Origin of the sequence: Vibrio sp. HI00D65, from assembly GCF_001635455.1 — a bacterium.
Classification (GTDB): domain Bacteria; phylum Pseudomonadota; class Gammaproteobacteria; order Enterobacterales; family Vibrionaceae; genus Vibrio.
The window spans coordinates 30,686-46,271 of sequence record NZ_LWEH01000214.1 but is presented as its reverse complement, the minus strand read 5'-3'; the positions used below and the strand labels follow the sequence as shown (position 1 = coordinate 46,271).

Sequence of the window (15,586 nt, the reverse complement as noted above, 5' to 3'; positions counted from 1 at the left end):
ATGGCGGAAGTGTACTCTTGGCTCACGCCAGTTTGGAGTGAGTGGAAAAAAAGCCTCGATGCGGAGCGTTTTCCGAATTCTGTTATTGTTAATGCGCCGGAAGGGTTGGGCGTTGATGCTCTCATTAGCCAGCTTACTGATGCATTAATGTGCACAAACTATGAAAGCGAGGCGTGTGGTTTTTGCCATAGCTGTGAGTTGATGAAATCGGGTAGCCATCCGGATTTTCATGTCATCTCGCCAGAGAAAGAAGGCAAATCGATCGCGGTTGATCAAGTACGCGCAAGTAATCGCTGGGCTCAAGAATCATCTCAGTTGGGCGGTTTACGCGTTATCTTACTTGAACCTGCTGAGGCGATGAATGAGTCGGCTTCCAATGCTTTGCTGAAGACTCTCGAAGAGCCATCAAGCCAGTGTATTTTCATTCTGTCGACTCGTAACAGCAATCGCCTAATGCCAACCATCATCAGTCGTTGTCAGCAATTCAATGTGGTGAGCCCACAATTTGAAGCTGGCTCAGTATGGCTTGATGGGGAAGTAGGTAAGGCTGTGCCACCGTATATTTTGGCACTTAACGATAATGCGCCGTTGAAAGCGAAAGCGATGTTTGAAGAGGGCGGTGTAGAGGCTTCCGAGAAAGCATTCGACGGTTTCGTTAATATCGTTAAAGGCACTCAGCCTGACATGCTTAAGTTCTCGACTGAGCTTGCTAAAGATCCTTTGATACAGCTTGGTTGGTTGTGGCACTTACTTTCAGATGTACAGAAGTTGCATTTCGGTTTGGCAAATAATGCTATAACCCCAAGTGCTAACGCGTTGTGTGAGGTGATGTCTTACCAAAGCGCCTATACTGCAGCACATAAACTGTTGATACTGATTGAGCAGTTGAAGCAACACCCTGGGCTCAATACGGAGCTAATCATAATGAATTGGCTGATAGCCACTTGCGAGGAAACATGTTCGTAGATTCCCACTGTCATTTAGACAAGCTGGATTACCAAGATTTACATACCAGTGTAGAAGATGTCGTTAACAAAGCGAAAGCAGCGAATGTTGACCAACTACTTTCTGTGGGTGTGACACTAGATTCGTTTGAAAACATGCTCGAAATGATTGCGCCGTTTGATAACGTTAAAGCGTCTTGTGGCGTTCATCCTCTTGATGTTGAAAGTGATTTCAGCCTTGAAAGAATGCGTGAATACGCGAGCAACCCTAAAGTGGTTGCGATAGGTGAAACCGGCTTAGATTACCACTATCAACCTGAAACTTCGGAATTACAGCAACTGCGATTCAAACAGCATGTTGAGCTAGCGGTAGAATTGAACAAGCCTTTGATCATTCATACCCGTAACGCTCGTGAAGATACACTTGCGATTCTTCGTGACGGTGGCGCTGAGAAGTGCGGTGGTGTTATCCACTGTTTTACTGAAGATCAGGCGTTTGCTGAAGCGGCTATGGAATTAGGGTTCTATATTTCAATTTCAGGCATTGTGACCTTTAAGCAAGCAACAGAACTTAAAGAGGTGGTTAAAAATCTACCGTTAGCTAGGCTACTAATTGAAACGGACTCCCCATACTTGGCGCCAGTCCCATATCGTGGAAAACAGAATCAGCCTGCATATGTAGTCGAGGTGGCAGCCTATATTGCGCAGTTGAAGGGCATTTCGATGAAAGAGGTTGCTGAACAAACGACCAAAAATTACCAGAAACTTTTTTTGCGATAAAAAATGAACTAAACAAATAAAAGGGAGCGAAAGCTCCCTTTTTGTGTTTTTGATCACCAAAAATACGTTTTTTTTTAATGTTTACGGATTATGTTGAACTTGGGAGCGTGAATTATAACATTTGTAATTTTGTTACTAAAAATAACATTCACCCTTATTTTATTTACCCAGTAAAATAATAATGACTTTTATAATTATTGTTTATTATCAATGGTTTATTTTTTTGTAAAGCATTGCATTTCTAAATTTGACATGTGATCCAAGACGTGTTTTGAAACTAAATTTCGTAAGTCACTAGAAAGTTAGTTCTGCATCAATATATATTTAGCGGCAGAAAATATAATGCAATACATGGTTACATTTTCACTGGGTGCTAACATATAGGCTACGGGGGTGTGCCGTTAGGACCCATATAATTATTTTATCTTTATCAGGAGCATAAACATGTTTAAGAACCTTTTTGCTAGCCTGCAAAAAGTTGGTAAGTCTCTGATGCTTCCAGTATCAGTTTTACCAGTTGCGGGTATTTTGCTAGGTGTCGGTGCAGCAGATCTTCCTTTCATTCCAGAAATTGTTTCAAACCTAATGGAACAAGCTGGTGGTTCAGTATTTGGTCAAATGGCACTACTGTTCGCAGTAGGTGTTGCACTTGGCTTTACTAACAACGATGGTGTTGCTGGTCTAGCAGCAATTGTTGGTTACGGCATCATGACTGCTACACTAGGCGTAATGGCTGGTGTAATGGGCGTTGATAAAATCGATACTGGTGTACTAGGTGGTATCCTAGTCGGTGGTGTTGCTGCTTGGGCATTCAACCGCTTCTTCCGTATTCAACTTCCTGAGTACCTTGGCTTCTTCGCTGGTAAGCGTGCTGTACCAATCATCACAGGTTTCTCTGCGATCGGTCTAGCAATCCTACTATCTGTAGTATGGCCACCAGTTGGCGGCGCTATCTCTGCGTTCTCTGATTGGGCTGCTCACCAAAACCCACAAGTGGCGTTTGGTATTTACGGTATCGTTGAGCGTTCTTTAATTCCATTTGGTCTTCACCACGTATGGAACGTACCATTCTTCTTCGAAGCTGGTACTTGTGTAAACGCTGCTGGCGAAACTCAAAATGGTGTTCTTACTTGTTACCTAGTTGCTGATGACGCATCTCGTGCAGCGGGCAATGGCTTCGGTCAGCTAGCTGGTGGTTACATGTTCAAGATGTTCGGTCTACCTGCTGCTGCAATCGCAATTGCACACTCAGCTAAGCCTGAAAACCGCGCTAAAGTAATGGGCATCATGGCTTCTGCTGCGTTAACCTCATTCCTAACGGGTATCACTGAACCAATCGAATTCTCATTCCTATTCGTTGCTCCAGTACTGTACGCAATCCACGCTCTACTAGCTGGTTCTGCTTACGTTCTTGCGAACACTCTAGGTTTTGTACACGGTACATCTTTCTCACACGGTCTAATCGACTTCCTAGTTCTATCTGGCCACGCGTCTAAGATGGGTCTAATGGTTGTTTGTGGTATTGCTTATGCTGCAATATACTACATCGTATTCCGCACTGTGATTAAAGCTCTAGACCTTAAAACTCCTGGCCGTGAAGACGAGTCAGAAGACGAAGCCGTTGCGACTGGTTCTGAACTTGCTGGTGAGCTAGTTGCTGCATTCGGTGGTAAAGCTAACATCACTGGTCTTGACGCTTGTATCACTCGTCTACGTGTTGCAGTTGCTGATACAGAAGTTGTTGACCAAGACAAGCTGAAAAAACTAGGTGCTGCAGGTGTTGTAGTAGTAGCGGGTGGAGTACAAGCTATCTTCGGTACAAAGTCTGACAACCTGAAAACAGACATGGATGAGTGGATCCGTAACAACGGTTAATTCACTGATTCAATAAATTGAAAGGAGGCCTAAAGGCCTCCTTTTTTGTTTCTACTGTTTCATCAGGCTTATTTTTTTATCTCTCAGTTATTTACCATTTGTTTGAAACTGTTCACTTATGCTCACCACCTTTAATGGTCTGCTATCTTTAACTTTATGATGACAAATCGTGTTGGTTTTTAATTAACCTACCGCTTTTTGAAACAGTTTGAGAATACTATGAAACATCGTTACTTGATTGGCCTTGTGTGCGGCAGCCTCACCTCTCTTGCTCATGCTTCTGAAGCTCCTGCTTTAGAAGTTGGTTTAGCCGTTGACCAAGATCTGAGTGCCGTTGTTGAGTTTGAACAGAAATACCGTGTTACTGTTGGCAATGACGGTGCTGCATTTGATTATATTTGGAAGCGTGGTCAGTTTGAGGCAGAAGCGCCGTTAAGCTGGTATGTTGGCGCGGGTGCATGGGCTGAATGGAATGACGACTTTGGTTTGCGTTTACCTTTGGGTGTCAAAGTGAACTTCTACGAAGGTTGGAATGCTTACGCACAGCTTCACCCAGAACTCGACATGTACAAAGGCGTTGAACTCCAGCTAGGTGGTGCTCTGGGCGTAACCTACAAGTTCTAAAGTTGAGCTTCAAATTAGCTACAGCAAAAAGCCAGCATATCGCTGGCTTTTTCATTTTTTGAATTTATTACTATCTAGAAAGTAAAACTTAACCCGACATTAGCTTGGAATTGATTCATCCAGTCGGTATCAAAGCGAATAATGCAGTCTTGCCCATTGCTTGGGATGTTACATACACCTGTTGTGTCGTTATCAACCATCGTTCCTAACCAACGAACTTGGGTATTCAGCGCTAAGCGATCGCTCAATTTATATTCTAAGCCGCCAAAGATTGATGTAGAGAAGCCGTATTTATCTTTCGCCCAGTCTACATCGACATACGAGGCGCCTAAACCTAAGCCTAGGTATCCAGACAATACCGAGGAAACCGGGTAGTAAATGCTACTTTGAAAGTGCAGATATTGGATCGAGGAGCTCAGGTTTAGCGTTTCTAATTTAGAGCTTTGGTTTGAGTAAAAGAAACCAACACGCCCTTTCTCAAGTGGTGTCTCAATCGCAAAGGTGTAGTTTTCAGATCCTTTCATGTCATAGGTTTTGCCATCTTGATCTTCGACACTACCACCGCCAGTATAACCAACCATCGGAGTAATAATGATCTCCGGTGAGGCATAAACACTCGAAGCCGAGAGAAGCGTAACTAACATCGTCATATTTACTTTGTTATTCATGAGTATATCCTTATCCATACGCCTATTAATTGTGATGGTTACGTCAATATCGTGCGACTAATTTCGACGATTCTTGAAGATACTTCACACACCTGTTAATACTTAAATAAAGACTTGAGAAATTAATAATAAGCTAGAGGTGTCTATGGAACATAATCTGAAAAATGCCCTACAAATTACAGCGTTTATTTACTTCATCATTCTTTCATTTGGCTTTATTGCGATTGGTAGTTAATACCATTTATTGCGAGGCTGAGTTTCTATACTCAGGGAATAATGAATAGTGGGATTGTAACCAATATTGATACTGCAATAGACTTAGATTATTACGCTAAGTTTATTGCTGGTAAAACAGCACTGGTCGCTCAAGGCGGCGGACAGAGGAGTATTTTTACCTCAGGCGTTCTCGACGCTTTTCTCCTTTCTAATTTTGACCCTTTCGATGAATTTTTCGGTACCTCGGCAGGTGCGCTAAACTTATGTGCCTATTTGTGCCGTGATAAAGGCTTGGGGCGTTCTTTCGTCCTTGACCTGACCACGTCTCCAGAATTCTTTAATCTGTTCTCTTACATACGGCACAGGAAGAATTTAGGGCTTGAGTGGGCCTTAGAGCAAATCATGGCTTACCCTTATAAGCTCGATCTTGATTTAGGGCGGCAAACCTTAGGTGAGCGCCACTTCTATGCGGCGGTAACGGATTCTAAAGATTTACGAGATCACTACTTTCCTCTGTTGGGGGACGATTGGTACAAAGTGATGATAGCTACTTGTGCGATCCCTCGCTTGTACAATGATGAGATCTTGATTGGTGATAGCGCTTATGTGGATGGCGGTGTGTCTGCCTCTATTCCAGTTCAAGAAGCGTGGCGTAGGCAAGCTCGTTCTATTGTCGTAATTCGTACCGAACCAGTAACGGATGAAGAGGGGAGCCCACTAGTTCAAGCGCCGCAGCAACAACAGAAAATCCAAGCACCTAAACTGGTAACAGCTGAGGAGCTGGAGTGGTTCCGAGAATCGTTCGATAGTGTTCAAGGCCATTGGCAACAAAAAGTGGAGCAATGGAAAACCGACTGGACCTCTTTCTTTCAGCAGCAGATCCTACGCTCTAAAGAACAGAAGCGTGACCGTGGGCATTTAGACTTGCTAAATGGTGGTCGATGGTTGTTTGGCGCTGATGATATTTACCGTTTAAGCCATTTAATAGGTGATAAGTTTGATTCTGGGTTGGCCGACATGTTGATGGTGCACTACCAAACCTACTCGTTGACTCAAGACTTTTTGAATTCTCCTCCGGATGATGCCTTTGTGGTGCAGATCGCGCCAAGTAAACCGTTAAAATCGAGTTCTTTAATGAGTGACAAAGAAGATTTGCTCCATGATTACGAATTGGGTTTAGAGGCCGGCTATCGATTCGTTGAAACTTATACCACAACAGAAAACGCTCGCAGTTCCCACATGCCGCAACTGGCAAGTATTGTTATTGATAAATAGTGCGGCTGCAAAGCTATAGTTAGCCTTATGAGATAGCATCATTGAAATGAAAATAGGGTTATTGAACTTAGTTCGATAACCCTTTTATTTTTATCTCACCTTGTCGTCGTTTATTGGCTTTATCTGCTTTTAGCTAGGTGACAGGTAGGATTCTCATACAGTTGGTTGAGCCAGCCACGTCCATGATATCACCTTGAGTAATGATTACGAGATCACCAAACTTGAGGTGTCCTTTCTCTTTTAGGCAAGCAAGTGTTGATAGCGCAATGTCAAAGCTGTCTTTGGCTTCTGTCTCAAAATAGATAGGGGTTACGCCTCGATACAAGGTACAACGGTTTAGTGTTCCTTCGTTACGAGACAGAGCGTAGATAGGCATATCAGCACTTAAACGAGACATCATCAAAGCAGTGCGCCCAGACTCAGTCAGCGTGACTACGCCTTTAATGCCTTCCATGTGGTTAGCAGAGTAGATGGTTGCCATTGATACTGTTTCTTCCGCTGTCACGAAAGTGCGGTCAATTCGGTAGTTGGACTGATTGACGTTTGCCATTTTCTCGGCACCAACACACACTTCAGCCATCGATTTTACCGTCTCTACTGGGTATTGCCCGGCAGCGGTTTCACCAGACAGCATTACCGCATCAGTGCCATCAAGTACTGCGTTGGCAACATCCATTACTTCAGCACGGGTAGGCATTGGAGCGGAGATCATTGATTCCATCATCTGAGTTGCAGTGATGATAGTGCGATTAAGGGCCCTAGCGCGGCGTATAAGCTGTTTTTGTACACCGACTAACTCAGGGTCACCAATTTCTACTCCGAGGTCACCACGAGCCACCATGACCACATCTGAAGCCATTATGATGTCATCCATGTTCTCAACGGTGGATACCGTCTCTGCTCGTTCGACTTTAGCAACAAGGTGAGCTTCTAAGCCTGCTTCGCGCGCAAGTTGTCGAGCGTAGTGCATGTCTTCGCCATTGCGTGGGAAAGAGACGGCGAGGTAATCGACTTGGATTTGGGCGGCGGTGACGATGTCTCGCTTGTCTTTGTCGGTCAGCGCTTCTGCAGAAAGCCCACCGCCTTTTTTGTTAATGCCTTTGTTGTTGGATAACGGGCCACCAATGATGACTTCGGTATGAACGCGACAACCTTCGACCTTGGTGACTTTGAGTTGCACACGTCCATCATCAAGTAACAGGATGTCACCGGCTGATACATCGTTAGGTAGTTCTTTATAGTCGAGGCCAACGGCTTGTTGGTCGCCTTCGCCTAAACCTAAGCTGCTGTCGAGGGTGAATTGATCGCCAACAGCAAGTTGAATGTTGTTATCTTTGAATGTCGACACACGAATCTTGGGACCTTGAAGGTCGCCGAGAATAGCGATCTGTGTCCCCAGTTTTTTAGCGATTGCTCTGACTTTTTCTGCACGTTGTATATGGTCGTCGCTGCTGCCGTGGGAGAAGTTCATACGAACAATATTGGCACCGGCTTTGATGATCTCCTCAAGCACGTTGCCTTTATCTGTAGAGGGGCCTAGCGTTGTGACGATTTTCGTTTTTCTTAATTCAGCTGTCATGAATACTCCTAGAGTGATGCCAGTAATCTTTTTAAAAGACTGAATTAAGTATATGCATTAATTGATAATTTATTGGGACCTAGAAGGATATTTCTGTATTTACTGTTATTTATTGCATTTGGTACTCAGGCGTGATGTTTTTTTATGAAAATTAAGTCTCAACTTATCGATGTGGGTGTTAACTTTTCTTAAACTATTTGACTAGATACACAAAGATTCATGTATATACGTGATACTGGTCACGGCGATATACCAAGTGACTTCACAATTACTTCGCAAAGTAAAAAAATTATCCCGTTGATGATTTCTGGAGCGTAAAATGTACATGGCTCAACCGGGCCATATTGATCATATCAAACAGGTCAATGCTGGTCGTGTATATAAACTAATTGACCTTAAAGGTCCTATTTCTCGTATCGATCTGTCCAAACAAAGTGAGTTGGCTCCGGCGAGTATTACCAAAATTACCCGTGAACTCATGGAAGCTCACCTTATCCACGAAACGACGGTTCAAGAAGCCACAACTCGTGGACGTCCCGCTGTGGGCTTGCAAACCAACAATGAAGGTTGGCAGTTCTTGTCGATGCGTCTTGGACGTGGGTATCTTACTATCGCGCTTCATGAATTGGGTGGCGATGTACTTATCGATACTAAGATCGACATTCACGAACGCGACCAAGATGATGTGCTTGCGCGTCTTCTTCACGAAATCGACGAATTCTTCCAAACTTATGCTGAGCAGCTCGACAGGGTAACCAGTATTGCGATCACGCTCCCTGGCCTTGTGAATTCAGAGCAGGGTATTGTGTTGCAAATGCCACATTACAATGTCGAAAATTTAGCTCTGGGTCCTGAGATCTTCAAAGAAACGGGTTTGCCGGTTTTCATTGCCAATGATACTCGCGCTTGGGCATTAGCTGAGAAGCTGTTTGGTAACTCTCAAGACAATGATAATTCTGTCTTAATCTCCATTCACCACGGCTTAGGTGCCGGGATAATCCTTGATGGCCGCGTTTTGCAAGGTCGTCACGGTAACATCGGTGAACTGGGGCATATCCAAATCGATAAGGAAGGCAAACTGTGTCATTGTGGTAACCGAGGCTGCCTAGAGACGGTCGCGAGTTCACAGGCGATTCGTGAGCAAGTGAAAGAGCGTCTAGCCAATGGTGAGGAATCCACCTTGACAGCTTTTGAAGATGTCACGATTGAACAAATCTGTGCTGCTGCGGCTGATGGTGATCCGCTGGCGGTAGAAGTGATTGAACAGTTAGGTCGTTACCTAGGCTCAGCAATTGCTATTGTGATTAACTTGTTCAACCCAGAGAAAATCTTAGTCGGTGGTGTTATCAACCAAGCCAAGAGCGTCCTGTACCCTGCGATTCAGAAGTGTATCGAAGAGCAGAGCTTGTCGGTTTACCATCAAGACTTAGAGCTGGTGGAATCTCGATTCTACAAACAAGCAACGATGCCTGGTGCTGCGCTTATCAAGCAAGCCCTTTACGACGGTCAGTTGTTAATGAAAGTTATTGAAGGCTAACTCTTTTTCTCTTCTTTTAGCCCTCCCTCGAACCTTTCCATATACTTAAGCTTTGTATAACAGCATTTGTTGTACTTAGTTTAAGCATTCTGTGCATTAGCGCTTTGCTTTAACCCATTGAAGTAGGCTATTGTAGCCTCAGTAATTATTTGTCACTAAGGTGTTGTATGTCTGGCGTTTTAAATTCGGTTGATCAGAGAACGAAACTGGTTGGTGAAAACCGTCTGGAGCTCTTGTTATTCAGCTTAAATAGTCGTCAATTATTTGCGATTAACGTATTTAAAGTTAAAGAAGTGCTAAAAGTGCCGGTGCTTACTCGTTTACCTGGGTCTCATCATCACATTACGGGTGTAGCTTCTTTGCGAGGCGAATCTGTGCCTGTGATCGATCTGCGTAGTGCTATTGGCTTTCCGCCATCGCGTGCTGAATCGCAAGAGAGCAATTTGATCATTACGGAGTACAACCGAACTGTACAAGGCTTTTTGGTTGGGCAAGTTCGTAATATCGTCAATACAATGTGGACAGAGATTCAGCCGCCACCAAAGACAACAGGTCGTGCCAATTACTTAACCGCTATCACGCATATTCAAGAAGAAGGTCAGCACAAAATCGTTGAGATTATCGACGTTGAAAAGGTATTGGCCGAGATCATCGATTACGATGTATCGATCTCTGAAGGTGTCTTAGATGAGCAGTTAGCCCAAGAGATGATAGGGCGTAATGTACTTATCGTTGATGATTCTTCAACCGCGCGTAACCAAATCAAAGGCACCTTGTCGCAATTAGGTTTGAACATTATTGAATGTTGTGACGGCTTAGAAGCTCTGAATTTACTTAAGGGCTGGTGTGATGAAGGCAAAGACATCAATCAAGAAATACTATTGATGATTACTGATGCTGAAATGCCTGAGATGGATGGCTACAAACTGACTCATGAAGTGCGCTCTGACCCAAGAATGCACGACCTGTTTATTACACTAAATACCTCATTAAGCGGAAGTTTTAATGAAGCAATGGTGGAAAAAGTAGGGTGTAACCGCTTCATTTCTAAGTTCCAGCCAGACTTGTTGGTTGAGGTAACTCAAGAGCGTATACGTCAGATTTTGTGATTTATACCGATATCCATTCTTTTTTGGGTGAACTTATGGAAAATGTTTGCTTTTGTTGATGCAGTATATTTCTCGTAACAAAATATGCTCAACTACTCACGTAACTTTTCACGCACAATTTAGGTAGTTCCTCTTAATGATATGGCTAACGTCTAAAGTTGTTATGACTTTAAGCTTATTACTATACAGGGAACTTAAGAAAAGACGTACGGAAGCTGGCGTTGAGGTATAACTCAACAATTTGAAATAAAGGGAGGCAGATGCTTCCCTTTTTCGTTTTTTACTAACCGATATAAAACAGTGGGCTGGGTTATTAATGAAAGTCTCGCGACTTGGTCTTTAAGCCAACGATTTCATCGGTAATATCGATAAGCTTCCCAGCAATCACATGTATCACTTCACCTTCTTTTTCTAGGATGCCTTGCACCTTTAACGCCTTAGCTGTGAGGTACGCTTGCTGTTGAGCACGTGCTGTGGTTCCCCATACCACCACGTTAATATTGCCCGTATTATCTTCCAGTGTGACAAAGGTGACGCCAGCTGCGGTTCCGGGTGATTGCTTGCCTGTCACAAGGCCAACAACGGTGACCATGGACTTGTGTCGTTGTTGTTTTAAGTCTTTCATATGAGTGAATCGACCTAATCGGTTGGCTTCTTCCAGTAACGTGATGGGGTGCTTATTCAAGGAGATCCCAACACTGGTGAAATCCTCAAGTAAATCCTGCATCTCGCTGGGTTGCTGCAATCCTTGTTCGTCATGACCCTTTCCAAAGCTGTCATCGATTTGACTAAACAAGGGTAGATCAGAGGCCGAGTCCATTATCGCCCAGCGAGTTTGAAAGCGGTCACCTGAAACGTTGTGCAGCGCATTCGCTGAGGCAATTAGCTCAATGTCTTTCTTATTGATTGATAACTGCTTTACCTGGCTAGGGTGGCGATAACCCGAATGGGGTCGGTTAGCGAGTACACTCTGGATTCCATGTTCACTCAAGCCTTTGATTTGTCTCATTCCTAAACGTATTGCTAAACCATTTTGCTGAGAGACAACCGTGTGATTGTCTTGAGAGGAATTTACGCATACTGGGAGTATCGCCACATTATGTCGCTGAGCATCTTGTACCAATTGTGATGGGCTATAGAACCCCATAGGTTGACTGTTCAGCAAGGAGGCGTAGAAGCACTCTGGGTAATAGCATTTTAGCCAAGCTGAACAATACGCGAGTACTGCAAACGAAGCGGAATGACTTTCCGGGAAACCGTATTCACCAAAGCCGCATATCTGTTTAAAGATTTGCTCAGCAAACTCAATGTCATAGCCTCGCTTCTGCATGCCTTCAATGAGCTTGGTTTTAAATTTAAATACGTTGCCGTTTTTCTTCCAAGCGGCCATCGCACGTCTGAGCTTATCCGCCTCACCACCTGTAAACCCTGCGGCGGCCATAGCGAGTTTTATCACTTGCTCTTGGAATATAGGTACTCCCATAGTGCGTGATAGGACGGATTCAACCTCTTTCGAGGGGTAGCTGATTGGCTCAATACCATCACGACGCTTGAGATAAGGGTGCACCATGTCACCTTGAATCGGACCTGGACGCACGATAGCGATTTGAATCACTAAGTCGTAGTACGTCCTTGGTTTTAGCCTTGGCAGCATGCTCATTTGTGCTCGTGACTCAATTTGGAATATGCCAACGGTGTCTGCCCTCTGAATCATGCCGTAAACCTGAGGATCATCTTTAAGGCGAGTGATCTCTGCGATCGTTAACGAGCGTCCATGAATACGCTTGATCAGATCAAAACACTTTCGAATTGCTGACAGCATACCGAGTGCGAGCACATCAACCTTAAGCAGCCCCAGAGTCTCAAGATCATCCTTATCCCATTGAATAATAGTGCGATCGTGCATTGCCGCGTTCTCGACAGGCACCAATTCATACAAGGGGCCTGAGGAGATCACGAAGCCACCCACATGTTGAGATAGGTGGCGTGGGAAACCGATGATTTCATTAACCAAATGGATAAACTGCTGGCCTTTTAAAGAGTCAGGCTGTAGCCCTAATAGCGTGAGTTGAGCCTGCCAGCCTAGGCTTTTATCTCTGCGGTTGGTGTTCTTAATGAAGTAATCAAGCTGGGCTTCTTGCAGGCCCAAGGCTTTTCCTACATCCCGTACTGCACTTTTGAAGCGATAAGAAATGACCGTAGCAGCAAGCGCAGCGCGTTCTCGGCCATACTTTTTATAGATGTACTGGATGATTTCTTCGCGGCGTTCATGCTCAAAGTCGACATCAATATCGGGCGGCTCATCACGCTCTTTACTGATGAAGCGTTCGAACAGCACTGAGATCTGCCTTGGGTCGACCGAGGTGATCTCTAGGCAGTAACAAACCACAGAGTTGGCCGCTGAACCTCGACCTTGATAAAGAATGCCCTGGTTTTTGGCAAACATGACGATGTCGTGGATCGTAAGAAAGAAGAAAGGGTAGTCGAGCTCGTCAATGAGCTCTAGCTCTTTATCGATGATCTGTTGAATGTCACTAGGCACACCTTGTGGGAAGCGAGCCTGTTTGCCTTTCTCGACCAACATGCGCAGATAACTCATGGGAGTTTCACCTTGAGGGAGCAGCTCACTTGGGTATTCGTATCGCAAGCTATCCAAATCAAAGTCACACAGCTCAGCGATGCGATTGCTTTCTTCTAGCCACTCTGTTTTAAAGATATGAGAGAGCTTATTGATGCTTCGTAAACAGCGCTCGGCATTCGCTAACAGATGGCTACCCACCTCGGTAATGGGCTTTTGGTATTTAATTGCAGTGAGTGAGTGCTGTAAGGGCAGACGGTTAGCATTGTGCATTAACACACCGCCACAAGCCGTCATTGGTAGGTGATGATGATGTGACAACTCTACACAGTAATCGATGTACTGTTGGTCGGTCTGTTTTAAGTGTCGTTGTAAGCCAATCCACAATCGACCTGAGTGATGTTGTGAAAGCCATTGCCCCCAATGGGCATCTTCAGTTTTTTGGTGAGGAAGCCATAGAATGAAGCAGTGTTTAGCCGACATGAGATCCCACTCAAAGAGCTGATAATGTCCTTTGCTGTTACGGCGTCTCGCGTTAGTAATAATACGGCACAGTTCAGCATAGGCCTTCCTATTTGGGCACAGCAAAACCACTTGACACTCTTCATTTAGCCAAAACATGCTCCCGACAATCTGCTTGAGCGACAGTTTGTGTTGCTTGATTGCAGAGTGAACTTTAACGATACCCGCGACCGAGCACTCATCAGTGACCGCGAGTGCTTTGTAACGTAAAAAATCGGCCTGTAAAACCAGCTCTTCCGCGTGTGAAGCTCCTTCAAGAAAGGAGTAATTACTTTGGCAGAAAAGCTCTGAGTATTGCTGAGACATAACGTAATCTCACTTAATCATTGCGAGTAAACATGATTGAAAAAGGGGCGTTTTAGTGAAACAAGTGGTAAGAGCGATTTACAAAGCTGTTTTACTGACTAACTGAACAAGCCGTGTAAGAACCACTGTTTATCGGGTGTTCTGAATACCCATAGCCATCGACCGTTTTCACTGTGAGCAATAAAGTAGTCACGAATGATTTTCTCTCCATCCCACCATCCAGAAACAATACGCTCAGGACCCTGAGATAAGGTGACGTTTTCGGTTAATGCTTCAGGTTCTGGCAGTAAAATACTGGGCCTGAGTCGTTGTTGGTTAATGTTGTTAGTTGTTGTGGCTTGTTGATTGAGCTCTTGTGGATCTAGCCCCTTTTTCGCCGTATGACTTAGTGTTGGAGGCAAATATTGATTGGCTTTCTCTGGCCTAGGATCCTGCTGTATTTTCGGTGTTAGAATGCATGCCTGTCCGAGCTTTGCCTGTAACAGTGACAGTAGATCTAACGCAGCAAGTGTTCCAGTATTGCCATCAAAAAGATCATGGTAGGCCATTTGAGGCTCACCATGACGAGCTAACGAGAGAGTAAGCCCTTGAACAGGGGAAGGGAGCTTGAGTGACTCTAAGGTCAGATGGGTAAGGTTAGCCCATTTTTCAGCAAGGTAATCGCCCTGTGCTGAATAGAAAGAGACATGGTGGTCGTCTTTATCCCTGAGGTGCAAAGTCAGTATTAGCTCAAACGCGACTCTGTCACGTAACTTCAAAAAACATTCCAGCTGATTCAATAACTTCAGCAGTGGCTTTTCGATAAATAGGATATTTTCTATATCAAACAACAGCTCCAGATATTGCTGGAAGCTTTCTGGTGGGTGATAGAAATCAATAGGGTGTTTGAACTGCCCATTAAGGCGACCAACATAATTGACCAAGTCGATATCAAAGCGACGTGCGACTTCTTGCAAAGGCAGTTTCAATAGCTCTTCAATGATATTAATACCGACACGATTTAATCGCTCAACTTGCTTAGGCGGCAGTTCACTAGAACTCAATGCTTGTTGGTTAACCCAAGACTTCATCTTTTGAACATTGTCTGTAACTTGATTGATCGCTTGTTTGCCCAAAAGGATCGCAGAAAGCGGTGAGTAGCCTGTGGCAAAACTGAACTTAATGTTGAGAGCATCAATATGGCTTTTGAGTTCATGCCAGTAGTTATCCAGCCCATCGTAAAGCGATAGCATGTTAGAAGCTTTAATCAATAAGCCATTGGGTGGCAACAGGGTCATGTCGGAAGTCACCAGATACGCCCATTGAGCTATCTCTTTCAGTTTATTTTTCTCAAGCTCAATGCTGTATGGGTGAACGTGTAAATGATGGCAAAGCGCCGCCGCTGACCCTAGCCCCATACCCTGTGTGATGCCTGATTCCAGTGCAGCTTGATTAGCTTGTAGCACACGATGATCTTTTTCATCCACGATGATAATGGGTTGCGCATGTAATTCTTTGTTTGAGTCCGATTCACTTGAGTTAAACAAGGTATCCAATTGCAGAGATGGAAAGTGCAGATACAGCCACAGCATGC

General features: G+C 44.4%; 12 protein-coding genes. 8 read left to right on the top strand and 4 right to left on the bottom strand.

The genetic code is table 11. The features are described from left to right. From A3712_RS15800 to A3712_RS15785, 4 genes are all read left to right on the top strand, one after another. On the top strand, window positions 1-966 hold the full coding sequence (locus A3712_RS15800) for a DNA polymerase III subunit delta' (protein WP_063524215.1): 966 nt from the start codon (window positions 1-3) through the stop codon (window positions 964-966). Further along, complete coding sequence (locus A3712_RS15795) at window positions 957-1,724, top strand: TatD family hydrolase (protein WP_063524214.1); 768 nt, start codon at window positions 957-959, stop codon at window positions 1,722-1,724. Before A3712_RS15800 ends, A3712_RS15795 begins: the two co-directional genes overlap by 10 nt. Window positions 1,725-2,168: 444 nt before the next feature. Further along, the gene (gene ptsG / locus A3712_RS15790; protein WP_063524213.1) at window positions 2,169-3,599 is read left to right on the top strand and encodes a PTS glucose transporter subunit IIBC; all 1,431 of its coding nucleotides are present in this window, start codon (window positions 2,169-2,171) and stop codon (window positions 3,597-3,599) included. 219 nt (window positions 3,600-3,818) lie between these two features. Then, window positions 3,819-4,223: a hypothetical protein gene (locus tag A3712_RS15785; RefSeq protein WP_063524212.1), complete on the top strand. Its 405-nt coding sequence runs from the start codon at window positions 3,819-3,821 to the stop codon at window positions 4,221-4,223. A gap of 74 nt (window positions 4,224-4,297) precedes the next feature. On the opposite strand, the gene A3712_RS15780 is transcribed toward A3712_RS15785, so the two are convergent. Next, entirely contained in the window at window positions 4,298-4,891 is a 594-nt protein-coding gene (locus tag A3712_RS15780) for an outer membrane beta-barrel protein (protein ID WP_063524211.1), read from the bottom strand. A gap of 145 nt (window positions 4,892-5,036) precedes the next feature. Here A3712_RS15780 and cydH point away from each other — a divergent pair, with 145 nt between their 5' ends. Beyond that, window positions 5,037-5,126, top strand: coding sequence for a cytochrome bd-I oxidase subunit CydH (gene cydH, locus A3712_RS27440; RefSeq protein WP_157618783.1), 90 nt, complete (start codon window positions 5,037-5,039; stop codon window positions 5,124-5,126). A gap of 41 nt (window positions 5,127-5,167) precedes the next feature. After that, a complete protein-coding gene (locus A3712_RS15775; RefSeq protein ID WP_063524210.1) occupies window positions 5,168-6,382 on the top strand; it encodes a patatin-like phospholipase family protein in 1,215 nt (404 codons plus the stop codon). Window positions 6,383-6,515: 133 nt separating this feature from the next. On the opposite strand, the gene pyk is transcribed toward A3712_RS15775, so the two are convergent. After that, the gene (gene pyk, locus A3712_RS15770) at window positions 6,516-7,961 is read right to left on the bottom strand and encodes a pyruvate kinase (protein WP_063524209.1); all 1,446 of its coding nucleotides are present in this window, start codon (window positions 7,959-7,961) and stop codon (window positions 6,516-6,518) included. A gap of 319 nt (window positions 7,962-8,280) precedes the next feature. On the opposite strand from pyk, the gene mlc reads away from it, so the two are divergent. Together mlc and A3712_RS15760 are read left to right on the top strand one after the other, a co-directional pair. After that, entirely contained in the window at window positions 8,281-9,498 is a 1,218-nt protein-coding gene (mlc, locus tag A3712_RS15765) for a sugar metabolism global transcriptional regulator Mlc (protein ID WP_063524208.1), read from the top strand. A gap of 167 nt (window positions 9,499-9,665) precedes the next feature. Next, window positions 9,666-10,607 carry a chemotaxis protein CheV gene (locus A3712_RS15760; RefSeq protein WP_063524207.1) on the top strand — a complete coding sequence of 314 codons (942 nt, stop codon included), beginning with the start codon at window positions 9,666-9,668 and terminating at the stop codon, window positions 10,605-10,607. A gap of 313 nt (window positions 10,608-10,920) precedes the next feature. Here the strand turns inward: A3712_RS15760 and A3712_RS15755 are convergent, their stop codons facing one another. Further along, window positions 10,921-14,013, bottom strand: coding sequence for an error-prone DNA polymerase (locus A3712_RS15755; RefSeq protein ID WP_063524206.1), 3,093 nt, complete (start codon window positions 14,011-14,013; stop codon window positions 10,921-10,923). Between the two features lie 98 nt (window positions 14,014-14,111). After that, the gene (locus A3712_RS15750; RefSeq protein ID WP_063524205.1) at window positions 14,112-15,584 is read right to left on the bottom strand and encodes a Y-family DNA polymerase; all 1,473 of its coding nucleotides are present in this window, start codon (window positions 15,582-15,584) and stop codon (window positions 14,112-14,114) included. Window positions 15,585-15,586: the final 2 nt, after the last annotated feature.